Genomic DNA, 26,398 nt, shown 5'->3' with positions numbered 1-26,398 from the left:
TCGAAGATGCGCGTCGGGACGGACCCAGCCTCTACTCGTAGAATTCCGGCGCGTGCTTGTATTCCGCCCAGTCCTCGGGATCGTGCAGTATCCAGACCATCGCGTCGTGGCTCCTGGCGATCTGTCGCAGGCGTCGCAACGACTGGACGGATTGCAGGGTATTCCAGTCCGACGGCATCGGCAGGTCGGAGAGGTAGCCGGAGCGTAGATGGGCACTGTCGGCGGCGAGCAGGATGGTGCGGCTGCGCAGGCGTACCAGCAGGCTGGCATTGCCTGGGGTGTGACCCGGCATGTGCAGGATGACCAGACTGCCGTCGCCGAAGAAATCCAGCTCGGCGCCCTCGATTTCATTCCATTTGAAGCCGCGAGTGGGCGTGATGTCCTCGAGACGATAAGTCGGCCCGGCCGGGAGCGGCCAGTGGGCGTATTGCAGTTCGCCGCTCATGACGTGGAATTCGGCGTGCGGGAAAAGATACATCCCGCCGGTGTGATCCCAGTGCAGATGGCTCATGATGACGTGCTTGACGTCGGTCAGCGCGAAGCCCAGCGCCTCGATCTGCCGGTCGATGCGCTGCGCGTGGGTGAGCGAAACGCTTAGTTCCTTGCCCATCTCGCCATAGACGGCCATCGGATCGTCCGCGGTGGCCGGGACCAGGCCGGTATCCATCAGCACGAGGCCGCGTTCGTGCTCGATCAGGAAACTCGGGCAGGGCAGCGTCACCTGGCCCGACTCTCCGACGACCAGCTTGCCGCGGTCGTCCTGCAGCGTGCCACCTTCCAGCGCCCAGAGGCGTTTGACGAAACCTGTTGCAGACATTGCTAATCTCCTTGTTCGTTGGAATGCCGATACTCGTTCCGGAGGCAGGACTCGCGCGACACCAGGGCGCGATCGAGGTGGATGAACGGGCCGTTGGTCTCGCGTGTGAACAGCGCGATCATGATTGCCGACAGGGCCATCGTGCCGGCCAGGAAATACAGGCTGAGATTGAAGCCCACCGGTGAGGAATAGCCGCCGCCCCACTGGATCAGCACGCCAACGACGACGGTTCCCAGGCCTCCCAGGATGACGCCGCCGATGTTGAGCCCGTTGGCGATGGCAATGGTTCCGCGCTCGCAGGAATCCGAGCCCATCGCATAGAGCACTGGATAGATTCCATTGGTCGCCATGCCGGCAAAGAGCTGGATGGCAATCATCGTGCCGAGACCGACGCCGACGAAGCGGAACAGGGAGAAGGCGACGGTCAGCCACAGGAACATCAGGACAAGACTGAGTTTCCGCCCGAACCGATCCGAGATCGCTCCCCACACGATCTGGCCGATGCCGCCGGTGATGGTGAAGAGTACGGAATACGCGGCAACTTTCGCCAGCGGATAGTGCACGATGAACGCAAGATAGGCCGGGAGCCAGAAGCCCAGCCCGTAGAGGCTGAAGTTGCCGAAGCCCGAGGCGATGGAGACGACCAGCACGTTCGGATTGCGGACCGTTCGCCAGAAGGCGCCCGGCGGTGCGCGATGGGTCTGCTCGTCCTCCGCCAGAGGCGGGGTCTCCCCGCGTGCACGGGTGTCCTCGACGAAGCCGGCATAGTTATCTTTTGTCGAGAAGCGCCAGTAGAAGAAAAACACCGGCAGCAGGAAGAACGGCAGGATCAGGAAGATGTAGCGCCAATGGGTGCTGCCGAAAATCCCGAGCACGGCCGAGATCGCGAGCCCGCCGATCAGCGAGCCCCAGGGAAAGGCGGTATGGTGCAGGCCTTGCGCGAAGCCACGTCGTTCCAGCGGCCACCATTCGGCAATGGCTGTCACTTCCGCCACTTCTCCGATACCGCTGGCGAGGTTCTTTATGAGCTGGAATGCAAAGATCGCGGCGATGGTGGTGGTCAGCGCGCCGATGCCGGTCAGGACGGAGAAAATCCCGTAGCAGAGGACTATCGGCAGATGCCGGTATTTGCGAGCCCATCCGCGCCCGCCGCCTGCAAGCAGCGGCGAGAACACGATGCCGGAGACCCCGACGGCCGCGGTGAGCAGACCGGAATAAAGTCCCATCGTCGCCGGTGTCAGGTGGAACTCCTCGACCACGGACGGCTGCACGATCGAGAACCATTGGCGCATGTTCGAATTGAGCGCGTAGATGATCCAGAGATACACCATCGCCGCCCAGGACAGGCGGCCGCCGATCCGGGACAGCAGGCCGCCCGGAGCCGTTACGCGGATGGCGGAAGCAGTGCTTTCGCTGTTCATGACATATTCCCCCTAGAGGCCGCTTGGCGGCTCTTCCATTTCGTTAAGTGCGTGATTTTCGCTCAGTCCAGGAGCAGACGTGCCGTTTCCTCATCGGTAATCAGGCCGTTGGCCAGGCCGCCGCGGAATGCGGCACGCAAGGCACGCACCCGAAACGCGCCGCATTGCACCAGGATGGTGCGCGAGGTGGCAGGCGACACCAGCGGAAACGATGTCAGGCGCGCATGATGGGGCGCATCGATAACAGATCCCCCGGCATCGAAGCAGTAGCCGCGCAACTCACCGACCGCCCCGAGCTCGGTCGCGCGCGCAAGCTCGGCCTCGGTGACGAAGCCGTCGCGCAGAAGCGGAGCGGTGCCGTCGATATAGCCGATGCCGGTCATCAGCAGGTCGGCATCGCGAACCAGGGTGGCGCAGCTTCGATAGCCGGGCTGCGATTCCAGGACGGTCTTTGCCTCGACGCAGTCCGTAACCACCGGCATCGGCAGCGGATAGCATTGCGCGCCGACGCGTTTGGCCAGGCCCATGATGCTGTCATAGTGGGTGGCCCGTCCCTCGCGGGTCATGTTGCCCATCAGCGAGACCAGTCGATGCATGGGACGGTGCATCGGCGCCACGCGCAGGGTCGCGTCGCGGATGACCCGCTGGCCGCCGATCGCGACGATCGCCGGCTCGGTCTTCATCAGCAGCGTCTCCATGGTGCAGGCTGCAGCGTCGGCAATCGACGAGATGTTGTCCCGCCGGTCGGGCAGGCTCGGCACAACCTCGGCACAAACCAGCTGGAAGCGGTCGGCCAGCTGGTCGGCGAGCTCGATGCAGGCCGCCAGCGGATGCAGCAGCTGGAACCGGATGAGCTTCTCGGCCGCCGCTGTCGCGATCAGGCGCTGGATCACCTGGCGGGACAGGCCGAGCGTGCGGGCGATATCGTCCTGCCGCTGTCCCTTGGCGTAGTAGAGCCAGGCGGCACGCGCCGCGAGTTCGAGACGCCTCTCGCTCAGGATCTCCGGCGCGTCGGCGCCGCCGAAGGACGCCGATTGCGGCCCTGGCTTGTCAGCCAAGGCCCAGCATCTCGGCCATCGTTTCGCCGAGCACGCGGCGCCGTATCCCGGGATCGGGACTGCATCGCTCCATCTTGCGAAACTCCCATTCGTAATCGACGAACGGTGAGTCGGTGCCCCAGACGACCTTGTCGGGACCGAGTGCCGCAACCGCCGTGGTGATCTCGAAGATCGGCGCACGGGACGTTTCGAGGATCAGGTTTGGAAATGCGGCTGCGTAGGTGATCGCCTGGTCTACCGACCAGAAGAAGCCCATATGCGCCATCAGCAGGCAGACCTTCGGAAAGCGACGAGCCATTTCCGCGAATTCAGGCGGGCTGTTGTAGAGATCGCTGGCCCCGTGCGCGATGATCGGAATGCCGAGCGATTGCGCTTCCTCGAACAGCGGGTCCACCAGCTTCGGGTCGGACAGGTGGAAGCCATTCAGTGTCGGGTGCAGCTTGAGGCCACGGAAGCCCCAGTCCTTCACGCAACGCCTTACTTCGGCCGCGGCGTCCGGCTGCCAGGGATTGACGGCGCAGTAGCCGATCAACCGGTCCGGGCATGCATCTATCGCGACCTTGACGGCATCGTTCGTGAAGTTCCCTTCGACGAACGGAAAGATCACGCCGCGGTCGACGCCGGCCTGGTCCATCTTGGCGACCAGCTCGGGCCCGGTCTGGCGTGCGCCGGGACGGTCGCCGATATGATTATGCGCGTCCACGATGATCGACATCGATCGCTCCCGCCCCACTTGAGTTGACCTCGTCCGGGCAATTATTTAATTCCCGGGCATACTGCTCTCGCCGTTCGTCGGTGTAAACCCGTGCGCCGGGACTGCGCGACAGGTGCAGCCAATGGATCGATGTGGCCGGGTCAGGCGGGATCGTCCGTCCATCGACCTGGCTCGCACACCTGATTTCGGCGCAATAAGGTGGAAACCGTCTGATTTTTCCACCAGGCTATCGCAGCAGCACCCTCGGAAAGTCACTCAGCTATTGTGGCACGCCACATGATGGTTCGTGCCAACCAGCCGCGTCTGCGGTCGCACCTCGACGCAGATCGGGCTGCGGATCGGACAGCGTGCCGTAAAGACACAGCCCCCCGTCCCCACGGACGATGCGTCCGACGGCTGGCTAGCCATCGGCAGATCGGGCGCCGCCTGATCCCTCACCGGTTTCGGCACTTCGGGACGTGGGATCGCACTGAGCAGCAGCCGCGTATAGGGGTGCGCCGGTGTACGATAAATGTCGTGGCTGCTCGCAGTCTCCACGATCTGTCCGCGATACATGACCGCGACCCGGTCGCTCATCTGCCGCACCACCGCGAGATCGTGCGCGATGAACAGATAGGACAAGCCCAGCCGCGCCTTCAGGTCGCGCATCAGGTTCAGGATCTGCGCCTGCACCGAGACGTCGAGTGCGGAGACCGGCTCGTCGGCGATGATCAGGCGCGGGCCGACTGCAAGCGCCCGCGCGATCCCGATCCGCTGCCGCTGCCCGCCGGAAAACTCGTGCGGATAGCGCCCGGATGCGGCTGGATCGAGCCCGACCATCCCAAGCAGTTCGTTGGTGCGCGCCACCCGGTCGGATGCGGACAGGCCTGGCGCATGTACGCCGAGCGTTTCGCCGATGATCCGGCCGACGCGGTCCGACGGGTTGAGCGAACCGGCGGGATCCTGGAACACCATCTGCATCGCCTGGCGCAACGGGCGGAACGCGGGCTCGGACAGCGGGAGGATTTCCTGGCCATCGAAGCGCACCGAGCCGCCGGAGGCCGGAACCAGCTTGAGGATGACCCGCCCGGTGGTTGATTTTCCACTTCCGGACTCACCGACCAGCCCGAGCGTTTCGCCACGGTCGAGGCTGAAACTGACATCGTCGAGCACACGCACCGTGCGACGCGCGGCGAACGGCCAGGCGTTGCGAACCGGATAGCTCTTGCCGAGGCCGGTGACCTGCAGCAGCGGCGCGCTCATGGACCCGCGACCGGATGCCAGCAACGCACCCGATGATCCGGCCGGAGCGCCTCCAGTGCCGGGGCGGTCTCGCGGCAGGCCTGGTCGGCCCGGTCGCAGCGCGGTTCGAACCGGCAGCCCGGCGGCAGGTTCGCCGGATCGGGAACCGTGCCCGGGATGGCGTAGAAGCTGCCGGGGTCATCGTCCGGCCGGGACTCCAGCCGGGGCATCGAGCGCAGCAGCCCCAGCGTGTAGGGATGCGCCGGCCGGGCATACAACACGGCGACCGGCGCCTCCTCGACCACCTGCCCGGCATACATGACCGCGACCCGGTCGGCATTCTCGGCGACTACGCCGAGATCGTGGGTGATCAACAGGATGGCGGTGCGATGCCGCCGGCGCAGGCCATGCAGCAGGTCGAGGATCTGTTTCTGCACGGTCACGTCCAGCGCCGTGGTCGGCTCATCGGCGATCAGCAATCCCGGGTCGCAGGCGATCGCCATCGCGATCATGACGCGCTGGCACATGCCGCCGGACAGTTCATGCGGGAACCGGTCGGCCACCTGCGCCGGATCTGCCAGCCCGACCTCGCCGAGCAGCGCCACCACGCGATCGCGCAGTGCCGCGCGACGCAGGCCGGTGTGACAACGCAGCGCCTCGCCGATCTGGTTGCCCAAGCTCAGCACCGGGTTGAGCGCCGACATCGGGTCCTGGAACACCATCGCCATGCGCTGGCCACGCAGCGCGCGCAAACGGTCCGGAGGCACGTCCAGCAGCGCCTCGCCATCCAGCATGACCCGCCCACCCGGCCGTCCAGCGCCCGGGACCAGCCCCATGATCGCCAGTGCGGTCATGCTCTTGCCGCAGCCGGACTCCCCCAGCAGCGCCAGGATCTCGCCTTGCCCGAGTGTGAAACTGACATCGTCGACCACACGGACCGATGCTCGCCCGCTCGCGAACGTGACCGAGAGCCGGTCCACGGCAAGGACCGGAAGGTCCGGCGTCGGACGGGCGCAGGCCTCGCTCATCCTGCCGACAGGCTCGCTTCCATCCGGCCGATCGCCGCCTCCAGCACAGCACGGGTGCATCCGAAATTCAGCCGAACGAAGTCGCCGGCGGCGGCATCGTAGTCCGAACCATTATTCAGTCCGACCTTGGCCCGGTCGAGAAAGAACTGCTGCGCCGGCATGCCGAGCCTGGCCTCGGTGCAGTCCAGCCACGACAGGAACGTTCCCTCCGGAGCCTGCATCGACAGGCCCGGAAGGCGTGTCCGCACCGCTTCGACCAGGTAATCGCGGTTCGCTTGCAGGTAGGTCAGCAACGCCGTTTTCCAAGGCTTGCCGGTGGCATAGGCCGCCTCGGTCGCGACCAGGCCCAGCGCGTTCACGCTGTCGACCATGCCGAGCCGATGCGCCTCGAACGTCGCGCGCATCGCCCGATTTCGGATGATGGCGAAGGCGCATTTCAGCCCGGCGATATTGTAGGTCTTGCTTGCCGCCATCAGCGTGATCGTCCGGTCGGACACGCCGGGGTCGATCGACGCGATCGGAACATGACGCCTCCCGTCATGCAGCAGGTCGCAATGGATCTCGTCGGAAATGATCAGCGTGCCATGCGACAGGCATGTGACCGCGATCTCGGCAAGCTCGTCGCGCGTGAAGACCTTGCCGGTCGGGTTATGCGGATTGCACAGAAGCAGTGCCTGGGACCGGCCGATCCCCTCCTCCAGCGCCTCCCTGTCCATCGACCAGCCGCCTGGCTCCCGATGGAGCGGCAGGTCGAGCCGCTGCATGCCCCAATGGCCGGGAGCGTTCAGGATAGGCCGGTAGATCGGCGTCTGCACCGCGACGGTGTCGCCGGGACGCAGCAGCGCGCGCAGGGCCATGTTGAAACCCGGTTCCACCCCGGGCAGGAACACGATCTCCTCCGGCCCCACGGTCCAGTCGTGACTCTCCCGCAGTTCGGCAACGATCTGCGCGCGCAGACCATCGCCGGCGGCGGCATAGCCGAACACCGGATGCTGCAGCCGGGCCTGCAGTGCCGAGACGATGCCGGGCGCGACGGCGAAGTCCATGTCGGCCACCCAGAGCGGCAGCACGTCCGGGCCGTATCGGCTCCATTTCGAGCAGTCGGTCCCGATCCGGTCGACCGGCGCGTCGAAGTCCAGCGGCATGGCTAGATCGATCGGATCGCGCCGCCATCGACCCGGATCATCGATCCGGTGATGTACGACGCCGGGACACCGGCCAGGAAGGCAACCGCCGCGCCGAACTCCTCCGGTCGACCATAGCGGCCGGCCGGGATCTCCTGTCGCGAGGCCTGCTGCACCTGCTCGATCGGCAGCCCGGTGCGTGCAGCGCGTGCCCCATCGAGCTCGGCGACCCGGTCGGTGGCGATCCGACCCGGCAACACCATGTTGACGGTCACGCCGCGCGCCGCGACCTCGGTGGCCAGCGTCTTCGACCAGCCGGCGATCGAACCACGCACCGCATTGGAAAGCGCGAGGCCGGCAATCGGCTGCTCGACGCCCGACGAGCCTATGGTGATCACCCGTCCCCAGTTGCGCGCCAGCATCGTCGGCAGCATTGCCTCGGTGATCCGGAACAAGGACGCCGCCAGTATGGCGAAGCTGTTGCTCCAGGCGTCGGCAGGCTGTCCCTCGACCGGCCCCGGTGCCGGGCCGCCGGTATTGTTGACCAGGATATCGACGCCGCCCTGGGCCAGGACGGCATCGATCATCGCGCCGATCGATGCCGGGTCGGAGAGGTCGAGCACGAGCTTCGAGATGTCCACGCTCGCTTCCGGCTCGAGCGGCTTCGGGTGGCGCGAGGCTGCAATCACCTGCACGCCCTCGCGTGCAAGGGCCAATGCGCTGGCGGCGCCGAGGCCGCGGCTGGCGCCCAGCACCAGGGCACGCTTTCCGGTCAATCCGAGATCCATCAGATGTATGCCTCCAGGCACTGCTTGATTGTTTCAGAAGGGACGCCGGCCAGGTTCGTCACCGTCACCGAAACCAGGCGGAGGTGCCGCGCCGGACGTAACGGCCCTGACCGGCCTGGGCTCGAACATCCGTGCCATCCCAGGCGAGCTTGCCACGCAAGTAGGTGCGGCTGACCCGTGCCGAGAATTGGCGACCATCGTACGGGCTCCAGTTCAGCCCGTCATGCGCGTGCGCACTGTCCCATCGGAAAGTTTCTGGCGTGAGAACCGCAAGGTCGGCATCGGCACCGACCTGGATCGCGCCCTTCTGCGGCCAAAGGCCAAAGAACTTCGCCGGCCGCTCGCTGAGCTGCGCGGCACAGAGCGCGGCCGCATCGAGCCCCTGCGCCTCCGCACCGGTGAAGAACGCCGGCAGGAGGGTTTCGAGCCCGGTCACGCCGGCACCGGCCGAGAACATCGACGGCGTCTGCTTGCTGTCGATCGGCCAGCTCGAATGGTCCGAGCTGACGAACGCCACGCGGCCTTCGGTGATCTCGGCCCAGAGTGCCGCGCACTGCCCGGGCCTGATCGGCGGATTGACCTTCATCAGCGCGCCGAGGGTCTTGCCGTCCGTGTCGGGGTCGAACCACAGATAATGGACGCACAGCTCGCCGGTCGACCGAAACCCATCGCCGCGATAATGCTCGACCAGACGGAACCCGCGCGGGTGCGACAGATGCACCAGATGCGCATGCCCACCGGCTGCCGCACCAAGTTCCAGGAACGCCGCGGATGCCGACAGTTCGGCGGCAAGCGGGCGGCTCGCGGAATGCGCGGCGATACCGTCCTGGCCCTGGGCACGCGCCAGCGCCATCCGCGCACGGACGATCTCCTGGTCCTCGTTGTGCAGGCCGAGCGGAATATCGGTGCCTGCCAGTTCCTCCAGCAGGTCGAGCATGAGGTCGGCGGCGATACGCGGGAAGCGCGTCGGGCTGCTCTCGAAAGACGATATCTTGAAGGCAACGATGCCGGCTTCGATCAATGCACGGACATCACCGACGCCCCGCCCCGGCATCACCGTCGCATAGAGTGCCACGTCGCAATGTGCATCCGCGTCGATCGCGGCAATCTTGTCGTGCAGCAGGGCAACCGTGCTGAGCGGCTCGGGATTGTCGTACGGCATGTCGACGATCGTGGTAACGCCGCCGGCGATCGCCGAGCGGGTGGTCGAGGCGAGCCCGGCCAGGCCGCCGTAGCTGCCGGCGTGGGTCTGGCCATCGATGACACCGGGCAGCACCAGGCCGCCTCCGGAATCGTGCCGCCGTTCGGCATCCGGCTCCGCACCGGTGCCGATCTCGGCAATGCGTCCGCTTGCTACGGCGACCCAGCCGTCTTGTATCGGGCCATCGGGCGTGACGATTGTGCCGCAGATGAGGTCGTCATAAGCCATCAGGCGATCCTGTCGAAACTGCGCGACGCGCTTGCGCCGCCGCAGTGGTTCAGCCGGGTTCCGGTCCCCGGGCGACCGCCCGGCCCGGGTCGGAACTCCAGGCGGACCACGAGCCGGGATACATCGACGCCTGGATGCCGAGCGTCGCCAAGGCGGCGACGGTGTGGGCTGCCGAGACGCCTGCACCGCAATAGATGCCGACGGGCTCGAGCGAGTCCGGGTGTTCGGCGCGATAACGTGCACGCAGGATGTTCACGTCCGCAAAGCGACCGTCCGCGTCGAGGTTGTCGGATGCGGGCACGTTCAATGCTCCGGGAATGTGACCGCGCGCCGCCTGATCCGGAGCGGTCGGACCGCCGACGTAGTTGGGCGAGATGCGTGAGTCGAACAGGGTTCCGCGTCGTGCCAGCGCGGCTGACCCCTCTGCATCCAGCATCGGCATATGACCTGCGGACAGGATCACCGCGCTTGGCTTCGGATCGGGGGGCACCATCGTATCGACCTGCAGGCCGGCCCGCATCCAGGCTGCAAAACCGCCATCGAGCATGACGACGTTGGACAGGGAGGCCCAGCGCAATACCCACCAGGCCCGTGCTGCCTGCAGGTTGCCGTCATGGTCATAGACCACAACCAGCGTTTCCGGCGTGACGCCCCAGCGCCGGACCACGTCCTGCAGCGGCGCGATCGAGGGAAGAGGGCGCGAGCCGAGCACCGGATCCGACGGGGCGGCGAAGTCGTTCGCCAGCGAGCCGTCGAAGGCGCCAGGCAGGCGCGGCGACGTCTCGAAGGGACGCGGCGCGGTACTGTCATCCGACCGTATCGCGACAATGACCAACGCCTCCCCCGCGGCACGACGCCGGGCCAGCGCCTCGGCGGTGATCAGGACCCGGCTGCGCACATCGTCCGGGTCCGGCGCGCGCATCACAGGCTGACTCCGCCGGTCGCCGAGGTCAGCAGCGAGGTTGCCAGGCCTCTGTGGGTATTGTCGATATGCTGGCCCATGATGTGGCCGGCGGCCGGGCCATCGCGCTTGCGAAGAACTTCGACAATGCCCGCATGATCGTGATTGGTCTCGACGTTCACGTCGCGGGACCGGGCGCCGATATAGAAGAAGCGCTCGCTCTCCTCGATATGAGCCATCACCAACGCCGCTAGGCGCGGGTTGCCCGAGCCCTCCGCGATCGCTTCATGGAACAGCCGGTTTGTCTCCACGAAATGATCGAGGCTGTGATGCTCTTCGAGCCGATAGGAAGCGGCTGCCAGGGCGGACAAATGATCGAGCTGCAGGTCCGACATCGATCTGGCGGCGAGTGTCGCTGCCGATTGCTCGAGTACCGAACGGACGGCGAAAAGATCGTTGATGTCGCGCAGCGTGATCGGCTTGATCCGATAGCCACGACGCGGAAAGGTCTCTACGAACCCTTCGATATCCAGGCGACCGAGTGCCTCGCGCACCGGCGTCTTGCTCATGCCGAGCCGGTCGGCGATTTCAAGCTCGGAGATCTCGCTGCCCGGCGGCAACTGGCATGTAATGATCTCGCGCCGCAGGATCGCATAGGCCCGATCCATCAACGACGGACCACGTGCGCTGCCTGCGTCTCCCGCCTTGCCATGCTTCTGCATCTATCGTCCCTGCCCATCGCAACCCCGCACATGCGGTTTGCAGATCAAAGCCCGACCTGCTTATGATATATTTGGAGAGATATCAACTCAACCTTGTCTCCCGGATGTCCGGAAGTCTTGTCTCAGCCTCGAAACGGGTCATGAAGCGCATCTTCGTTTTCAATCCAAATTCCTCCGAGCGCGTCACGTCCGGCTTCGATGCAACACTCGATGGCTTGCGGGCGGGTTGCGCGCTGCAGATCGACTGCGCAACCAACCAGAACGGTCCGTCCGGAATCGAAACTGACGCTCATGTGGCCGAAGTCGTCCCGGCGGTACTAGGCGCGATCCGTGCCGCCGGTGCCGACATCGCCGTCGTCGCATGCTTCTCGGATCCCGGCGTCAGGGCTGCGCGGGCCGCGTCCGGTCACCCCGTCATCGGCATTGCCGAGGCGGCCTATCTGACCGCGATGGGTCTCGCCGGCCGGTTCGGTGTGGTCTCAATCGTGGATGCATCCATACGTCGCCACGCAGTCAGGCTAAGCGACCTCGGCTTCATATCCCGACTGGCCGGCGATCGGGCAATCAACGTGAGCGTCGACGACCTACAGCAAGAGGGAGTCATGGAACGCCTCGTTGCGGTCGGCATGGCGCTACGCGACCAGGACCTTGCCGAAGCCATTATTCTGGGATGTGCAGGTCTTGGAACGTATCGGGCGGCCCTCCAGGCAGCACTTCGCATTCCGGTCATCGATCCGGTCCAGGCGGCAGTCGCCCAGGCGGCGACGTTCCTGTCGCTGGATCTTGTACCGACTCGGTAAACGTTTCTTCGATTTAAACCCTGCAAGATTAACTAACATAAAAGTTTTAAATCGGTGTTGGTTCTAGCTTGCAAACCAGATGACGATCGTTAATGTCTCTCTTGATATCTTAGCTGATATACTAAGAGTGGGATCGCCGACATGGGGAACAGTCCGAACCTGACCGCCGCACGATCGCTTGCCGTCCTTGCCGGAACCGGACTATGCCGCGCAAACGGCCGTTTGCCGGGTTGGCGGCAAACCCTCATGACAGTGACAGCAATCTGTGCCGTTACGGATACGGCATGGGCCCAGCAGGTTATCCCGGCCGCCCAGGCAGGCGTTTCCACGCCCACGACACGGGCCGATACGCGGCCCGCGACCTCGGAAGAAAGCGTGATCGTTACAGGCACGCGCGTAACCGGCAAGCTTGCGCGCCAGAGCCTCAGTCCCATCGATGTCGTTTCGTCGCGTGCGCTTCGCGAAACCGGGCAGAACAATCTGCGCGATGCCCTGATGCAGTTGCTGCCGTCGGTCAATCGCCAGACCCAGGGCACCACCGTCGGCGCGCTGACAGATTCGATCAATCTGCGCGGACTGAGTCCGAATGAAACCCTGGTCCTGGTCAACGGCAAGCGGCGCCACACCACCACGAACACCCAGACCGATGCGGGACCTTTCCGGGGCGCAACACCTGTCGACATCGATCTCATCCCGATCTCGATGGTCGATCATATCGAGGTCCTGCGTGACGGCGCGTCCGCGCAGTACGGCTCGGACGCGGTTGCCGGCGTCATCAACATCATTCTGAAGACCTCCGATCATGGCGGCAGCTTCAACGAGGAAAGCGGTGCCTATGCGGCCGGGGATGGCTTCACCCAGAACATCGATCTCGACCATGGCTTCAGCCTCGGCAGCCGCGGCTACGTCCATCTCGGGTTGAGCTACCAGCATCATGAGCGGACCGACCGGACCGGGATAGACGGACGCACGGGACTGTTCGATAGCCACTGGATCGGCGAGCCGCTCAGCGACCGCATATCGGTTGCCGCCCAGGGCGCCTACCGGCTTACCGGGGGGATCGAATCCTATGGCTTGCTGACATATGCACATCGCGATGCCAGCACGTTCCAGATCTATCGGTTGCCGTCGATCCTGAGGCCCATCTACGCGAACGGCTTCTCGCCCAAGCTCGAGATCGACGAGAACGACTACGCCGCGACGGCCGGGTTCCGCGGCGATGATCTTGCCGGCTGGCACTGGGACTTCAGTTCCACGTTCGGCACCGACCGCAGCAACATCGATATGTCGAACTCGGCGAACACCAGCCTGTATGCCCTGACCGGGTCGACGCCGCAGAGCTTCCACCTGACCGATTCCGCGACCGTGCAGGTTACAACCGACCTGGACCTGAAGCGGCGGTTCGCGCCGTCGTTCTACCGCTTCCCGATCGATATCGCGGTAGGCGCCGAGCACCGTTTCGAGAGCTATTCGGTCGGTTCGGGCAGCTACGCGTCCTACGCGGTCGGCGGCTCTCAATCCGTTCCGGGCACTCAGCCGCAAAGTGCCGGACCGCACTCGCGCGACGTCTATGCAGTCTATGCGGACCTTGCGACCAAGCTGACCGACAAGTGGCAGGTCGATGCAGCAGGCCGGCTCGAACATTACACCGACTTTGGCGATACCGGGTCAGCGAAACTCTCCACCCGCTATGACTTCAACCGTGTCGTCGGGTTCCGCAGCACGATCAGCAATGGCATTCGCGCGCCGACACTGGCTGAAGAACATCATACATCCGCTACCGTCACGACGTCGGGTGCCACCGGCGAGCTCGCACCGAGTTCTGCCGGCGCGCAGGTCCTGGGCGCGAACGCACTGAAACCGGAGCGCTCGACCAGTGTCACGGCCGGTTTGACGTTTCATCCGATCAGGAACCTCGACGTCGCGATCGACGGCTACCAGATCGACATCCGCGATCGCATCCTCGATGGCGGCACCTACAACGGCGCGCTTGCGCTTGCGGCTTTCGCAGCGGATGGCCGTACGCTCCCGACCGGGGTCGCAAGTTCGGCGGTATCGGCGTCCTACCTCACGAACGCCGCCAGCACGCGGACCCGCGGCGTCGACATTACCAGCAACTACCGGATCGACCTGGCCAGCGCAGGCTTCCTGGTCCTCGACGCAGCCCTCAACCTGAACGAGACCACGATCCGTCACACGAACACCAACCGCTTCGGCCGCAGCGATCTGAACCTGCAGCAGGTCGGCTACCTGACCACCGACGCGCCGCATAACGTGGTCATCCTGGGAGGAAACTGGACCTTCCAGAAATGGAACCTCTCAATACATGAGATGCGCTACGGCCATATCTTCGACCAGATGACGTATCAGCAAGGCGCCAACGCATTCTCGAGCTCGGTCTTCCAGGCCTACACGCTCCGCCCACGCTATCTGACCAACATCCTGGTCAGCTATCATGCGACCGACCGTCTGACCGTCAGCGCAGGTGCCAATAATCTCTTCAATACTTACCCGAACAAGGTTCCGGTGCTGGCTTCCTACTATAACCAGGTCAAATACGACCGTTATGCCCAGCAGATCGGCTTCAATGGTGGATTCTACTATCTGAATGTCGGCTACAAATTCTGAGACACGCGCATTCTACCACGTTACGTGGCAGTTGCAGCGGGATCGGGTCACGCCCATCCCCCCAAATTTTTGTAAGCTATCGGGGTTGTGGCAATGACGGTCAGGTGATGCTCTGCCGGCATGGAATTTCGGACACGGCCAGTCGCTTACGGGAGTGTGGGATGGCACGAAACGGTGCGGCTGCGAGATGCTGTTCTGCGCACGCCGCTGGGGCTAGCCTTCTCGAAGGCCGAGTTGGAGCAGGAAGCATCGCAGCTACATCTCGGGCTCTACGCTGGCACGACGCTCGCGGGCGTGGTTGTGCTTGTTCCGCCAACGAGCGACTCGCGGATATGGAAGCTGCGGCAGATGGCTGTCGCCCCAGCGTTCCGTGGAAAGCGAGGCGGCGCAACGCTTATCGCCGCGGCTGAGCGCGAGATGCGTGATCAGGACGCTCCGGAGGTCATGTTGCATGCCCGTGAAAGCGCGGTTGGATTCTATACCGGGCACGGCTATCTGGCGGAGGATCGCGTGTTCGAGGAGGTGACGATCGCGCACCGGTGCATGTGGAAGACGCTGGATCCCACGCCGCCTGCGTCTGTCCACGAGGATCTACAGGAGAAGACGCCGCTGGCGGAGACGGTAAATCGATCAGCCATCGATATCTGACCTTCCGCATCACCCGCAATCCCGACGCGTTGCCCTGATTCAAACGAGCCGGTAAGTCTGACATATGCAAACCCAGAAAATCCTCTGCATTCGCCACGGCCAATCTGCCTTCAACGCAGCGTACGATGAGACTGGCATCGATCCGTTATTGCCGGATGCGCGACTGACTTCAAAAGGGGAAGCTCAAGTCCTTACAGCACGTGAACTTCTGCGGAATACACCATTCGACCTCGTCGTGGTGACGCCCCTCACGCGTGCGCTACAAACCGCTCGAGGCATTTTCGATAATCATTATTCAAAACCACGCTTCGTGGTCGAGGCTCTACATCGCGAGCGCCTGGAAAGCAGTTGTGATGTCGGACGATCGCCTGCGACATTGCTGACAGATTACCCGGATCTTGAGCTTCAGCACCTACCGGACGTCTGGTGGCACGCCGAAGGCCAGCGTGACGATCGAGGTATCCATGTTGAGCCGCTTGAAACCGCACTGCAGCGGATTGCAGAGTTCAGAGCGTTTCTTGCCGGCCGCCCGGAACGCAACATTGCGGTGGTTGGCCACGGAACCTTCTTTTACTACCTCACCGGCGTCTTCCTACCCAACTGCGGGATGATCGAGTTGGACCTTGAAGCGGTCTGATCGCTGTCGGTGAAAGACACCAGAGGGCTGATTACTGTCGATTTCTTGATTACGTTGCTGCTGCCCGCCCTGTCCTTCGACAGCCTTGCCCGATGACGCTTCGGGCGAGCCACAGCAGGCTCTAACGCTGGCTTGTTGTGAAAATCAGCCAGTAGGATAAACGCCTAGATCGTGACGTGACCCCGCAGGGCCGTCTCGTCAAGCATATCGGCCTCCCCCTGCATGACCACCTGGCCGCGATCCAGCACGGTAATGTGCTGGGCGAGTGCACGGGCGAATTCATAATACTGCTCGACGAGCAGGATCGCCATGTCGCCACGCGCGCGCAGCAGGGTGATGATGCGACCGATATCCTTGATGATGCTGGGCTGGATTCCCTCCGTCGGCTCGTCCAGCACCAGCAGGCGGGGACGGGTTACCAGCGCCCGGGCGATCGCCAGCTGCTGCTGCTGACCACCTGAAAGATCGCCGCCCTGGCGGCGCTGCATCTGTGCCAGCACCGGGAACAGTTCGAAGATCTCGTCCGGCACCTTGCGCTCCCGTCTCGGCAGCAGGCCGAACCCGGTTTCAAGATTCTCCCGCACGCTCAGCAGCGCAAAGATGTCGCGTCCCTGCGGCACCGAGGCGATGCGTCGCCCTGCCCGCTCGTGCGCGGACAGGCGGGTGATGTCCTCGCCGTTCCACAGGATGCGGCCCCGCGTCACCGGGTGGACGCCGGTGATGGCGCGCAGCAGGCTGGTCTTGCCGACGCCGTTGCGGCCGAGCAGGCAGGTGACGTCGCCGATCCGCGCGCTGACCGAAACGCCACGCAGGGCGATCGCGGCGCCGTAATGCAGGTCTATGGACTCGGCCTGCAGCATGCGCCCCCGCTTTCAGCGTCCAAGATACACCTCGACCACGCGAGGATCGGCGCTTACCTCGTCGATGGAGCCCTCGGCCAGCACGGACCCCTCATGCAGCACCGTGACCCGCACGTTCAGGGCCCGGACGAAATCCATGTCGTGCTCGACCACGACCACGCTGCGCGTGCGGTTGATCTCGCGCAGCAGTTCGGCGGTCTGCGCGGTCTCCGCATCGGTCATGCCGGCGACGGGCTCATCGACGAGAAGCAGTTCCGGATCCTGGCCGAGCAGCATGCCGATCTCGAGCCACTGCTTCTGGCCGTGGCTGAGCGCACCGGCGAGGCGGGCGGCATGATCCGACAGGCGCGTCGTGCGCAGGATATCGGCGATCAGCCCAGCCTCGTGCGAGGTCTCGCGCGCTGCCAGGACAGCGAACGGCCGCCGCTTTCCCTTCAGCGACAGCAGAAGATTGTCGCGCACGCTCAGCTTCTCGAACACGGTCGGCTTCTGGAACTTGCGCCCGATGCCGAGGCGCGCGATCGCCGGCTCGTCCAGGCGGGTCAGGTCGTGCGTGCCACGGAACTCGACCACGCCGCTGTCGGGACGGGTCTTGCCGGTGATCACATCCATCATCGTCGTCTTGCCGGCGCCGTTCGGCCCGATGATCGCCCGCATTTCGCCCGGGGCCAGCAGCAGGGACAGCGCATTCAGCGCACGGAAGCCGTCGAAACTGACCGAGACGGCATCGAGATACAGCAGGTTCGGCGTGCTCATGACGCAGCACCCGTGCGCCGCCCGATACCCAGCCTGCGCATCAATCCCAGGCGGCTCCATTGCAGCCCCATGAGCCCGCGCGGCAGGAACAGGGTCGTCAGGATGAACAGGGCCCCGAGCGCGTAGAGCCAGAGTTCCGGGAGCAGGCCCGTGAACACCGTCTTGCCAAGATTGACCAGCACCGCGCCCAGCACCGCCCCGGACAGGGTGCCGCGTCCACCGACCGCCACCCAGATCACCGCCTCGATCGAATTGGCCGGTGCGAACTCGCCCGGGTTGATGATGCCGACCTGCAGGACATAGAGCGCGCCGCCCAGCCCGGCGATTATCGCGGAGAACACCCAGATCAACAGCTTGATGTGGTCGGGGCGGTAGCCGAGGAACCGGGTCCGGCTTTCCGCATCGCGAACGGCGGTGAGAAGATGGCCGAAGCGGCCGGACAGCAGCGCACGCGTCAGCAGCAGGCTCGCCGCCAGCAACAGGGCAGTGATGATCAGCAGGCAGGCGCGCGTGGCCGACGAATGCAGGTCGAACCCAAGCACGTCCTTGAAATCGGTCAGGCCGTTATTGCCGCCGAACCCCATGTCGTTCCGGAAGAAAGCCAGCAGCAGCGCATACGTGAGCGCCTGGGTGATGATCGAGAGATAGACGCCCGAAACGCGCGAGCGGAACGCGAGCCATCCGAACAGTCCCGCAAGGCACGCCGGAACCACCAGCGCCATCAGCAACGCGAAGCTGAAATGGTCGAAGCCCCACCAGTACCAGGGCAGCCGCGGCCAGGACAGGAACACCATGAAGTCGGGCAGGGCCGCGTTGCCATACACGCCACGCGCGCCGATCTCGCGCATCAGGTACATCCCCATGGCATAGCCGCCCAGGGCGAAGAATGCGGCGTGGCCCAGGGTCAGGATGCCGGCGAAACCCCAGACCAGGTCCACCGCGACGCCCAGGATCGCGAAGCAGAGGTATTTGCCGGCCAGTCCAACCGCGAAATCCGATACATGCAGCGGCGATCCGGGCGACAACAGGTTCAGCACCGCCAGCAGGATCGCCACCAGCACCGTCAGGGCCGCCGTGGTGCGGACGGCGATCATGATTCGATGCCCCGTCCACGCAACGGGAACATCCCCCGCGGCTTTCGCTGGATGAACGCGATCAGCAGCAGCAGCACGATGATCTTGGCGAGCACCGCGCCCACCACCGGCTCGAGAACCTTGTTGGCGATCCCGAGCGTAGCCGCGCCGGCGAGCGTGCCGCCGAGATTGCCGACGCCGCCGAACACCACCACCATGAAGCTGTCGATGATGTAGCCCTGGCCGAGGTTCGGGCTGACATTGTCGATCTGGCTGATCGCCACGCCTGCAAGCCCGGCGACGCCGGAGCCGAGGCCGAAGGTCAGCGCATCGACGCGCGGCGTCCGGATCCCCATCAGCGACGCCATGCGGCGGTTCTGCGTCACCGCCCGCATCTGCAGCCCGAGCGACGTGCGCTTCAGCACCAGCGTCAAGGCAAGCATCACCAGGGCGGCGAACACGATGATCACCAGCCGGTTCAGGGTGATCACTAGGCCACCGACGGCGATCGAGCCCGACATCCAGGCCGGGGTCGTGACCGAGATGTTGGTCGGGCCGAACAGCGAGCGGATCGCCTGCTGCAGCACCAGGGACAGCCCCCAGGTTGCCAGCAGCGTCTCCAGGGGGCGTCCATACAGGAAGCGGATCAGCCCGCGCTCGATGAGAACGCCGAGGCCACCGGTCACCAGAAAGGCCAGCGGGATCGCCAGCACCAGCCCGACCCCGGGCGATCCGGTCGCCTGCTGCGCCAGGTAGGTGACGTAGGCGCCGATCATGATCAGTTCGCCGTGCGCCATGTTGATGACGCCCATGACCCCGAAGGTGATGGCGAGGCCCATGGCTGCAAGCAGCAGCACCGAACCTAGGCTGATGCCGTAGAACAGGTCCTGCAGAATGCTCCACAGGCGCAGGCGCAGGTCGATCGCGGCGATCGCCTCGGTCGCGGCATGATGCAGTTCGGGCGATGCGTCATGCTGCAGCCTGGCAAGGATGGCACGCGCGGGAAGGCCGCCGCGCGAGGCCAGGATCCTGACCGCGCCGAGAGCCTCGGCGGGTCCCGGCAGCACCGGCGCGCTCAGCAGCATGGCCGCCCGTGCCTCGGCCAGGCCGCGCCGGATGCCGGCATCGGGTTCGTGCGCCAGGGCGCGGTCCAGGGCCGGCAGGAGTGCCGGCGGATGGGTGTCGTAGATCGCCTCGACCGCATGCAGGCGCTTGCCGCGGTCCGGGGATTGCAGATCGAGCACGGCCAGCGCCGCATCCAGTGCCTCGCGGACACGGTTGTTCAGGCGGACAGGCCGGAGACCCTCCGGTTTGGCGCCGACGGTTGCCCCGGTGCGCGCATCCGTCAGGGCATCGCCGGCTCGAATATAGAGCGGACCGCCTGGCGGACCGGCCAGCAGGCGATGTTCTGCCAGGGCATGCAGCACCGTATCCGCATGGGGATCGCCGGAGGCCGCCAGCTGCGTCGCCCCGTCGGCAATGCTCGCATAACGGCCGGATGCCAGTCCGGCATATCCGTCCTCCTGCGCCCGGGCCGTCGTTGCGAAGACGAGCAGCACCAGGACAGCAAGGAGGACGGAGACGCTACGCATGCTTGGTGCCGACGCAGGCCTTGGTCACGACGTTGTAGTTTCCGCACGAGACCGGCTTGCGCCAGTCGCCGATCAGGTCCCTGGTCGATGCGATATACGGCGACCACGCCTTGCCCGGGATCAGGTCGGGGCTCTGCCAGACCACGTTGAACTGGCCGTCATCCTGGATCTCGCCGATGAAGACCGGCTTGGTGAGATGATGATTGGGCAGCATCGTGGCGACGCCGCCGGTCAGATTGGGCTGGCGTATGCCGATCATCGCCTCGATGACCGCGTCATGGTCGGTCGTCTTCGCCGCCTCGACCGCCTGCACCCACATGTTGAAGCCGATGTAATGGGCTTCCATCGGATCGTTGGTGGTGCGCTTCGGGTTCTTGGTGAATGTATGCCACTCGGCAATGAAGGTCTTGTTCGCCGGCGTATCGATGCTCTCGAAGTAGTTCCAGGCGGCGAGCTGGCCGGCCAGCGGCTTGGTGTCCATGCCGGCCAGCTCTTCCTCGCCGACGCTGAAGGCCATGACCGGAATATCCGTCGCGTGGATGCCCTGGTTGCCGAGCTCCTTGTAGAACGGCACGTTGGCGTCGCCGTTGATGGTGGAGACCACGGCGGTCTTCTTGCCGGTCGACCCGAATGCCTTGATCTGTGCGACGATGTTCTGCCAGTCCGACTGCCCGAACGGCGTGTAGTTGATCATGATGTCGGCATCGGCGACACCCTTGCCCTTCAGGTAGGATTGCAGGATCTGGTTGGTGGTGCGCGGATAGACGTAGTCGGTGCCGGCCAGCACCCAGCGCTCCACCTTCTCCTCGGACGCAAGGTAGTCGACCGCCGGGATCGCCTGCTGGTTCGGCGCGGCACCGGTATAGAAAACGTTGCGGCTGCATTCCTGGCCCTCGTACTGGACCGGATAGTACAGGATGCCGTTCAGCTCCTCGAACACCGGCAGCACCGACTTGCGGGATACGCTGGTCCAGCATCCGAACACTGCGGCCGCCTTGTCCACCGAGAGCAACTGGCGGGCCTTCTCGGCGAACAGCGGCCAGTTGGACGCCGGGTCGACCACGACCGCCTCGAGCGGGCGCCCGAGCACGCCGCCCTTGGCATTCTGCTGCGCGATCAGCATCAGCATGACGTCTTTCAGCGTGGTCTCGCTGATCGCCATCGTTCCCGAAAGGGAATGAAGGATCCCGATCCGGATCGGCTCCCCGGAGGGTGCGGCCGTCGCGTAGCGGGCGGTCGATGTTGCCGCAAGCAGACCGAGGCCCATGCGTCCGAACGTACGTCTCGTGAAACCAGTGCTGCTCGAATTCATGCCGGCTCCGGGTCTGATGGGTTGCGGATGACCGTATCCAGCGGCGGCACATGGTCCAATACGCGGTATTACGTATGATCGGGCCCGGCGCTCGCAGGCCGCACGGTCATCCGTGGTATTACGTCGGGGGCACGGATCGATCCCGGGCAGCGGGGCCACCTGCTCCATTCCGAGTTGCGGTGCATACCCGGCGCCTGTGGGAGACGCGATGATCGGGCCAGCCAATACGACCAGGCTGCGCATAGTCCGTATGCGACGGGACTATAATCGCTGGGTCGCGAACCAGACGCTTGAGGATTATGCGCTCCGCTTCACCGCCAAGAGCGCCCGCATCTGGTCGCCGCTACGCGTGGCCAACACCGCACTCGGCTCGATCTCCTTCCTGGCGCTGGAGGCGATCGGCGGTACGCTCACCCTGTCGTTCGGTTTTGCCAACGTCTGCATCGCCGTCGTGGCGGTTTCGTTGCTGATCTTCATGATAAGCCTGCCGATCTGCGCGGCGGCCGCCCGTTCCGGGCTGGATATCGACCTGCTGACGCGAGGCGCCGGCTTCGGCTATATCGGCTCGACCATCACATCGCTGATCTACGCAACCTTCACCTTCCTGTTCTTCGGTATCGAGGCGGCGATCTTCGCCGGCATGCTGAACCGCTTCCTCCTGATCCCACCCTGGATCGCCTACATCCTGTGCGCGATCGTCGTGGTGCCGCTGGTCACCCACGGCGTCACCTTCATCGCCCGCTTCCAGCTGGTCACGCAGCCGGTCTGGCTCGTGCTGAACCTGGCGCCGCTGGTGGCCGTCCTGGTCCTGCATCCCGGCTGGCTGTCGGGCTGGTCGCACTTCCAGGGCACCGAGGCACGCGGGCTGGATGTCGGCGCGATCGGAATGGCCGCGTCGATCATGTTCGTGCTCGTCAGCCAGACGGCGGAACAGGTCGACTTCATCCGCTTCATGCCCGCCCGCCGGCACGCACGGGACGTCGCATGGTGGAGTGCCGTCGTGCTGGGTGGTCCCGCCTGGATCCTGTTCGACGCGTTCAAGATCCTGGCCGGGTCGTTGCTCATGTGGGCCGGGCTCGCTGCCGGATATGCCGGCTTCGACGCGGTCCAGCCGACGCAGATGTACCGGCTGGCCTATTCGGCCTTCCTGCCGCCGGTGCCGGCGATCGCCGCGACGATCGCGCTGGTCGCGGTCTCCCAGGTAAAGATCAACGTGACCAACGCCTATGCGGGCTCGCTCGCCTGGTCGAACTTCTTCTCGCGCCTGACCCATAGCCATCCCGGCCGGGTGTTCTACGTCTTCTTCAACGTGGCCATCGCGCTGGTCCTGATGGAGGCCGGCATCGTCGACACCATCCAGCGCGGCCTCGTGTTGTACGCCGATCTCGCCGCCGCCTGGATGGGCGCGCTGGTCGCCGACCTGGTCATCAACAAGCCGATCGGCTGGAGCCCGCCGGTCATCGAGTTCAAGCGCGCGCATCTGCCGGACATCAACCCGGTCGGCATCGGCGCCATGGTGCTCGGCAGCGTGGTCGGCCTGGCCGCTTATGCAGGAGTGCTCGGCACCACGCCGGGCGCGTTCGGACCGTTCCTGTCACTCGCCGTCGCCTTCCTGGCGGCGCCCGGCATCGCCTGGGCGACCGGCGGCCGCACCTATCTTGCAAGGCGGCCACGGGCCAGCTGGTCGAAGCGCGGGATCATCACCTGCACGATCTGCGAGCATGGCTTCGAGCATGAAGACATGGCCTTCTGCCCGGCCTATGGCGGCGCGATCTGCTCGCTCTGCTGCTCGCTGGACAGCCGCTGCGGCGATAGCTGCAAGCCGGCCGCAACCCGACTGCCGGTTCAGCTGATGGCCCCCCTCGCCGCGCCGCTGCGCCTGTTGCCGCTGCGGTTCCGTGGCCTGCTCGAGACGCGCCTCAGTCGCTTCGTCCTGCTGCTGCTGGTCGCACTCGCGGGGATCTACGGGCTGCTCGCCTCGGTCGGCAGCACGGCGCCGGGTGTTGGCCGGCTTGCAGCGGTGCTGATCGCGGCGATCCTGTCCTGGCTGATCGTGCTGTCTGGGGAGAGCCGCCGCAACGCGGTGGAGGAGACTCACCGGCAGACTCGCCTGCTGATGAACGAGATCGCCGCGCATAGCCGTACCGATGCCGCCCTGCAGAAGGCGCGCGACAAGGCCGAGGCCGCCAGCCTGGCGAAAAGCCGCTACGTCGTGGGCATCAGTCACGAGCTGCGCTCCCCGCTCAATGCAATCCTGGGCTATGCGCAGCTGATGGAAGGCGATCCGCGCATTCCGCCGGAACGCCATCGCGGCGTGCGGATCATCCGCGAGAGCGGTGAACACCTGAGTGCAATCATCGCCGGCCTGCTTGACATATCGAGGATCGAGGCTGGCCGCATCGAACTCTACCGCGACCGCATCCGCCTGCCCGAGTTGCTGGAGGGCCTGGCGCAAATGCTGCGCCCGCAGGCGGAGGCCAAGGGTCTCCGGCTAACCTTCGAGGCACACGGGCTTCCCGCAATCGTCCTGGCCGATGAACACCGACTGCGCCAGATCCTGATCAACCTGCTGTCGAACGCGATCAAGTTCACCGTGGCCGGTTCGGTGCACCTGTCCGCGTCGTGGCGCGCGCAGATCGCCGAGTTCGTGGTCACCGATACCGGGCCCGGCATCCAGGCCGGCGACCTCGAGCGCATCTTCGAGCCGTTCGAGCGCGCCGCACCTGCGACGATCCCGGGCACCGGCCTGGGACTGACCATCACCAGGCTGCTGACCGAGATCCTGGGCGGCGAGATCACCGTCGGCAGCACCCCGGGCGAGGGAAGCCGGTTCCGGGTGCGGCTGTTGCTGTCCGACACCGCGGATACCGGTTCGGTGCCGATACCGAAGCACGTAACCGGTCATGCAGGTGCACTGCGACGCATCCTGGTAGCGGACGACAACGCTGCTCATCGCGCCCTGATCAGCGACCTGTTGATGCCGCTCGGTTTCGATGTCGTGACCACCAGCGACGGGCCGGAGTGCCTCCTGGCGGCCGTCGGGTTCCAGCCGCATTTGTTCCTGCTCGACCTGTCGATGCCTGTCATGGACGGGTTCCAGCTCGCCCGGCGCCTGCGCGAAACCAAGGCAGGACGGGCTCCGATCATTTTCATCTCCGGGGATGTGCAGCATGGCCGGCCTTCCGATGTCGGTCTCAGATCCGATTTCGACTTGAAAGACTGCACTTTGCTCAGCAAGCCGGTGGAGTTGGCTGCCCTGTTGAGGGAGATCGGGATCGCGCTGGATCTGAACTGGGTGCAATCGGACGGAACGGCAGCGCTGGCCGGGCAAAACATCGAGCAGCAACTCGTGCCGACCGGGCAGGCCCGGTTCCTGTCGCATGCGCAGGTCGCCGCACTGCGCGTCCTGGTCGAGGGAGGATCCATGCGGGCCCTGCGCGAGCAGATGAACGTCCTGGAGCGCGAGACACCCGGCCTCGCCTATGCCCTGCAGCCGCTCCGGCGATTGCTCTCATCCTATCAGCTGGAGGCGCTGCGGGACGCCCTCGATGAGCTGGAGACATCCGCATGAGCCCGCGGGGATGCGTCCTGGTGGTCGACGATGCACCCGAGACGTTGGGCTTGCTGGACACGGTATTGGAGGATGCGGGCTACGTCGTGCTCATGGCTCAGAGCGCGCAGGCAGCGTTCACGGTGCTGGACCATAACCGGCCCGACATTATCCTGATGGATGCCGTCATGCCGGGCATGGGTGGACTGGAAGCCTGCCTGCGGCTGAAAGCTACCGCGGCGCTGGCTGCGATCCCGATCGTGTTCATGACGGGCATATCCGAGACCGAACACGTGGTACGAGCCTTCGAAGCGGGTGCTGCGGATTACGTCACCAAGCCGCTTCAGCTCGACGAAGTGCTGGCACGTCTCAAGGTGCATCTGCTTGCGGCGCAGCGGGCACAGGTGGCGCACCGCGCGCTGGATGGCGCAGGACGGTTCCTGTTCGCGGTTGACCCGTCGGGCCGTCTGCTCTGGGCTACGCCGCAGGCTGCGTCGCTGCTTGCCCGCGACGAGGCACCGGTATCCGAACAGCTCGCGCGACAACTCGCGGCCGGTTCGATGGCTCCGGGCAGCCTTCTCCCCGCTTCATCGGGGACGACCGGCGCGGATGTCCGGATCAGCTTCGTCGGTGTGCCGGCACCTGATGAACTTCTTCTCAGGGTGTCCGCGCATGCGGTACAGCCGGAGAGGATCCTGAAGGAACGGCTTGATCTGACGTCGCGTGAAGCGCAGGTCCTCCTCTGGCTCAGCTATGGCAAAGCGACCCGTGATATTGCCGATATACTCAAACTGAGCCCACGAACGGTCGATAAGCATCTCGAGCAGGTGTACAACAAGCTTGGTATCGCCAATCGGGCATCCGCTGCCTCTCTCGCAACGCAGACCATCAGCGACTTCAACGGCTAGCTTTCGGTCGCTTGCAATTCACAGTCATGTGGGTTGTTGATTAAGTACGGCAGGGCGGCCTCTGCAGTATTGGTGTCGCAGGGAGCGGTGCGATTGCGAGGCCAATTGTTTAGCCTGTTTCCGGCATCCGATTGAACCAGCAACCCCTAATGCAAGCCGTGGATACTCCTTATCTACCCTGTCTGTGCACGCAAGCAGCAAGCCGGGACGGACCGTCCTATCGGGTCGCGGAATCAAAGCCAGCTGCAACGACATAGTAACGATAAATGGTGTCTTGAGCTTTGACGACTATCTGTCCTCAGGGCGCATGCGGGCAACCGAAAGACCGCGATAGGAGTGTTCCGGGCAATGCCGCGTTAATTTCGCAATATATTACCTGGCCACAATGCAGTGGCCGTTTATGATGCTCG

At 64.9% G+C, this 26,398-nt stretch carries 22 protein-coding genes; 6 read left to right on the top strand and 16 right to left on the bottom strand.

Going from position 1 to position 26,398, the window contains the following annotated elements; translation table 11 throughout:
* Positions 1 to 31: 31 nt before the first annotated feature.
* From HN018_RS01120 to HN018_RS01070, 11 genes are all read right to left on the bottom strand, one after another.
* Positions 32 to 817, bottom strand: a complete 786-nt coding sequence (locus HN018_RS01120; protein ID WP_171832803.1) for an N-acyl homoserine lactonase family protein — start codon at positions 815 to 817, stop codon at positions 32 to 34.
* 2 nt (positions 818 to 819) lie between these two features.
* Positions 820 to 2,238 carry an MFS transporter gene (locus HN018_RS01115; protein ID WP_171832802.1) on the bottom strand — a complete coding sequence of 473 codons (1,419 nt, stop codon included), beginning with the start codon at positions 2,236 to 2,238 and terminating at the stop codon, positions 820 to 822.
* Positions 2,239 to 2,300: 62 nt separating this feature from the next.
* A complete protein-coding gene (locus HN018_RS01110; RefSeq protein WP_171832801.1) occupies positions 2,301 to 3,296 on the bottom strand; it encodes a sugar-binding transcriptional regulator in 996 nt (331 codons plus the stop codon).
* On the bottom strand, positions 3,289 to 4,011 hold the full coding sequence (locus HN018_RS01105) for an amidohydrolase family protein (protein WP_204259627.1): 723 nt from the start codon (positions 4,009 to 4,011) through the stop codon (positions 3,289 to 3,291). The genes HN018_RS01110 and HN018_RS01105 overlap by 8 nt, the downstream gene beginning before the upstream one ends.
* Before the next feature lie 255 nt (positions 4,012 to 4,266).
* On the bottom strand, positions 4,267 to 5,253 hold the full coding sequence (locus HN018_RS01100) for an ABC transporter ATP-binding protein (protein ID WP_171832800.1): 987 nt from the start codon (positions 5,251 to 5,253) through the stop codon (positions 4,267 to 4,269).
* Positions 5,250 to 6,260 carry an ABC transporter ATP-binding protein gene (locus tag HN018_RS01095; protein WP_171832799.1) on the bottom strand — a complete coding sequence of 337 codons (1,011 nt, stop codon included), beginning with the start codon at positions 6,258 to 6,260 and terminating at the stop codon, positions 5,250 to 5,252. The genes HN018_RS01100 and HN018_RS01095 overlap by 4 nt, the downstream gene beginning before the upstream one ends.
* On the bottom strand, positions 6,257 to 7,405 hold the full coding sequence (locus HN018_RS01090; protein WP_171832798.1) for a MalY/PatB family protein: 1,149 nt from the start codon (positions 7,403 to 7,405) through the stop codon (positions 6,257 to 6,259). Before HN018_RS01090 ends, HN018_RS01095 begins: the two co-directional genes overlap by 4 nt.
* 2 nt (positions 7,406 to 7,407) lie before the next feature.
* Positions 7,408 to 8,172: an SDR family oxidoreductase gene (locus HN018_RS01085; RefSeq protein WP_171832797.1), complete on the bottom strand. Its 765-nt coding sequence runs from the start codon at positions 8,170 to 8,172 to the stop codon at positions 7,408 to 7,410.
* Between the two features lie 64 nt (positions 8,173 to 8,236).
* Entirely contained in the window at positions 8,237 to 9,601 is a 1,365-nt protein-coding gene (locus HN018_RS01080) for a dihydroorotase (protein ID WP_171832796.1), read from the bottom strand.
* Positions 9,602 to 9,650: 49 nt separating this feature from the next.
* On the bottom strand, positions 9,651 to 10,523 hold the full coding sequence (locus HN018_RS01075) for a sulfurtransferase (protein WP_171832795.1): 873 nt from the start codon (positions 10,521 to 10,523) through the stop codon (positions 9,651 to 9,653).
* Positions 10,523 to 11,224 (bottom strand): GntR family transcriptional regulator, encoded by a 702-nt coding sequence (locus HN018_RS01070; protein WP_171832794.1) that lies wholly within the window; start codon positions 11,222 to 11,224, stop codon positions 10,523 to 10,525. The genes HN018_RS01075 and HN018_RS01070 overlap by 1 nt, the downstream gene beginning before the upstream one ends.
* Before the next feature lie 140 nt (positions 11,225 to 11,364).
* Here HN018_RS01070 and HN018_RS01065 point away from each other — a divergent pair, with 140 nt between their 5' ends.
* From HN018_RS01065 to HN018_RS01050, 4 genes are all read left to right on the top strand, one after another.
* Positions 11,365 to 12,024, top strand: coding sequence for an aspartate/glutamate racemase family protein (locus HN018_RS01065; RefSeq protein ID WP_171832793.1), 660 nt, complete (start codon positions 11,365 to 11,367; stop codon positions 12,022 to 12,024).
* 246 nt (positions 12,025 to 12,270) lie between these two features.
* Positions 12,271 to 14,652 carry a TonB-dependent receptor plug domain-containing protein gene (locus tag HN018_RS01060; protein WP_171832792.1) on the top strand — a complete coding sequence of 794 codons (2,382 nt, stop codon included), beginning with the start codon at positions 12,271 to 12,273 and terminating at the stop codon, positions 14,650 to 14,652.
* A 174-nt stretch (positions 14,653 to 14,826) separates the two neighbouring features.
* The gene (locus HN018_RS01055; protein ID WP_204259626.1) at positions 14,827 to 15,300 is read left to right on the top strand and encodes a GNAT family N-acetyltransferase; all 474 of its coding nucleotides are present in this window, start codon (positions 14,827 to 14,829) and stop codon (positions 15,298 to 15,300) included.
* Positions 15,301 to 15,364: 64 nt separating this feature from the next.
* On the top strand, positions 15,365 to 15,937 hold the full coding sequence (locus tag HN018_RS01050; RefSeq protein ID WP_171832790.1) for a histidine phosphatase family protein: 573 nt from the start codon (positions 15,365 to 15,367) through the stop codon (positions 15,935 to 15,937).
* 164 nt (positions 15,938 to 16,101) lie between these two features.
* Here the strand turns inward: HN018_RS01050 and urtE are convergent, their stop codons facing one another.
* From urtE to urtA, 5 genes are read right to left on the bottom strand one after another with little or no spacing between them, the layout of a single operon-like run.
* Positions 16,102 to 16,797: an urea ABC transporter ATP-binding subunit UrtE gene (gene urtE, locus HN018_RS01045; protein ID WP_171832789.1), complete on the bottom strand. Its 696-nt coding sequence runs from the start codon at positions 16,795 to 16,797 to the stop codon at positions 16,102 to 16,104.
* Between the two features lie 12 nt (positions 16,798 to 16,809).
* Positions 16,810 to 17,553 carry an urea ABC transporter ATP-binding protein UrtD gene (gene urtD / locus HN018_RS01040; RefSeq protein ID WP_171832788.1) on the bottom strand — a complete coding sequence of 248 codons (744 nt, stop codon included), beginning with the start codon at positions 17,551 to 17,553 and terminating at the stop codon, positions 16,810 to 16,812.
* Positions 17,550 to 18,647 carry an urea ABC transporter permease subunit UrtC gene (gene urtC / locus HN018_RS01035; protein WP_171832787.1) on the bottom strand — a complete coding sequence of 366 codons (1,098 nt, stop codon included), beginning with the start codon at positions 18,645 to 18,647 and terminating at the stop codon, positions 17,550 to 17,552. Before urtC ends, urtD begins: the two co-directional genes overlap by 4 nt.
* Positions 18,644 to 20,218: an urea ABC transporter permease subunit UrtB gene (urtB, locus tag HN018_RS01030; RefSeq protein ID WP_171832786.1), complete on the bottom strand. Its 1,575-nt coding sequence runs from the start codon at positions 20,216 to 20,218 to the stop codon at positions 18,644 to 18,646. Before urtB ends, urtC begins: the two co-directional genes overlap by 4 nt.
* Complete coding sequence (urtA, locus tag HN018_RS01025; protein ID WP_171832785.1) at positions 20,211 to 21,530, bottom strand: urea ABC transporter substrate-binding protein; 1,320 nt, start codon at positions 21,528 to 21,530, stop codon at positions 20,211 to 20,213. Before urtA ends, urtB begins: the two co-directional genes overlap by 8 nt.
* Positions 21,531 to 21,738: 208 nt before the next feature.
* Here urtA and HN018_RS01020 point away from each other — a divergent pair, with 208 nt between their 5' ends.
* Complete coding sequence (locus HN018_RS01020) at positions 21,739 to 25,101, top strand: ATP-binding protein (RefSeq protein ID WP_171832784.1); 3,363 nt, start codon at positions 21,739 to 21,741, stop codon at positions 25,099 to 25,101.
* A complete protein-coding gene (locus HN018_RS01015; protein ID WP_171832783.1) occupies positions 25,098 to 25,988 on the top strand; it encodes a response regulator transcription factor in 891 nt (296 codons plus the stop codon). Before HN018_RS01020 ends, HN018_RS01015 begins: the two co-directional genes overlap by 4 nt.
* Positions 25,989 to 26,398: the final 410 nt, after the last annotated feature.

It is taken from the genome of Lichenicola cladoniae (assembly GCF_013201075.1).
In the GTDB taxonomy this organism is placed as follows: domain Bacteria; phylum Pseudomonadota; class Alphaproteobacteria; order Acetobacterales; family Acetobacteraceae; genus Lichenicola; species Lichenicola cladoniae.
The sequence above is the reverse complement of the archived record's forward strand: the minus strand, read 5'-3'. Positions and strand labels throughout refer to the sequence as shown.

What these genes read in the sequence shown, in the direction of transcription:
- HN018_RS01020 (WP_171832784.1), top strand. Translation starts at nt 21,739, where the DNA reads ATGATCGGGCCAGCCAATACGACCAGGCTGCGCATAGTCCGTATGCGA.
- urtC (WP_171832787.1), bottom strand. Translation starts at nt 18,647, where the DNA reads ATGATCGCCGTCCGCACCACGGCGGCCCTGACGGTGCTGGTGGCGATC.
- urtB (WP_171832786.1), bottom strand. Translation starts at nt 20,218, where the DNA reads ATGCGTAGCGTCTCCGTCCTCCTTGCTGTCCTGGTGCTGCTCGTCTTC.
- HN018_RS01060 (WP_171832792.1), top strand. Translation starts at nt 12,271, where the DNA reads ATGACAGTGACAGCAATCTGTGCCGTTACGGATACGGCATGGGCCCAG.
- urtD (WP_171832788.1), bottom strand. Translation starts at nt 17,553, where the DNA reads ATGAGCACGCCGAACCTGCTGTATCTCGATGCCGTCTCGGTCAGTTTC.
- urtE (WP_171832789.1), bottom strand. Translation starts at nt 16,797, where the DNA reads ATGCTGCAGGCCGAGTCCATAGACCTGCATTACGGCGCCGCGATCGCC.
- HN018_RS01085 (WP_171832797.1), bottom strand. Translation starts at nt 8,172, where the DNA reads ATGGATCTCGGATTGACCGGAAAGCGTGCCCTGGTGCTGGGCGCCAGC.
- HN018_RS01075 (WP_171832795.1), bottom strand. Translation starts at nt 10,523, where the DNA reads ATGCGCGCGCCGGACCCGGACGATGTGCGCAGCCGGGTCCTGATCACC.
- HN018_RS01115 (WP_171832802.1), bottom strand. Translation starts at nt 2,238, where the DNA reads ATGAACAGCGAAAGCACTGCTTCCGCCATCCGCGTAACGGCTCCGGGC.
- HN018_RS01090 (WP_171832798.1), bottom strand. Translation starts at nt 7,405, where the DNA reads ATGCCGCTGGACTTCGACGCGCCGGTCGACCGGATCGGGACCGACTGC.
- urtA (WP_171832785.1), bottom strand. Translation starts at nt 21,530, where the DNA reads ATGAATTCGAGCAGCACTGGTTTCACGAGACGTACGTTCGGACGCATG.
- HN018_RS01100 (WP_171832800.1), bottom strand. Translation starts at nt 5,253, where the DNA reads ATGAGCGCGCCGCTGCTGCAGGTCACCGGCCTCGGCAAGAGCTATCCG.
- HN018_RS01105 (WP_204259627.1), bottom strand. Translation starts at nt 4,011, where the DNA reads ATGTCGATCATCGTGGACGCGCATAATCATATCGGCGACCGTCCCGGC.
- HN018_RS01065 (WP_171832793.1), top strand. Translation starts at nt 11,365, where the DNA reads ATGAAGCGCATCTTCGTTTTCAATCCAAATTCCTCCGAGCGCGTCACG.
- HN018_RS01095 (WP_171832799.1), bottom strand. Translation starts at nt 6,260, where the DNA reads ATGAGCGAGGCCTGCGCCCGTCCGACGCCGGACCTTCCGGTCCTTGCC.
- HN018_RS01070 (WP_171832794.1), bottom strand. Translation starts at nt 11,224, where the DNA reads ATGCAGAAGCATGGCAAGGCGGGAGACGCAGGCAGCGCACGTGGTCCG.
- HN018_RS01080 (WP_171832796.1), bottom strand. Translation starts at nt 9,601, where the DNA reads ATGGCTTATGACGACCTCATCTGCGGCACAATCGTCACGCCCGATGGC.
- HN018_RS01050 (WP_171832790.1), top strand. Translation starts at nt 15,365, where the DNA reads ATGCAAACCCAGAAAATCCTCTGCATTCGCCACGGCCAATCTGCCTTC.
- HN018_RS01015 (WP_171832783.1), top strand. Translation starts at nt 25,098, where the DNA reads ATGAGCCCGCGGGGATGCGTCCTGGTGGTCGACGATGCACCCGAGACG.
- HN018_RS01120 (WP_171832803.1), bottom strand. Translation starts at nt 817, where the DNA reads ATGTCTGCAACAGGTTTCGTCAAACGCCTCTGGGCGCTGGAAGGTGGC.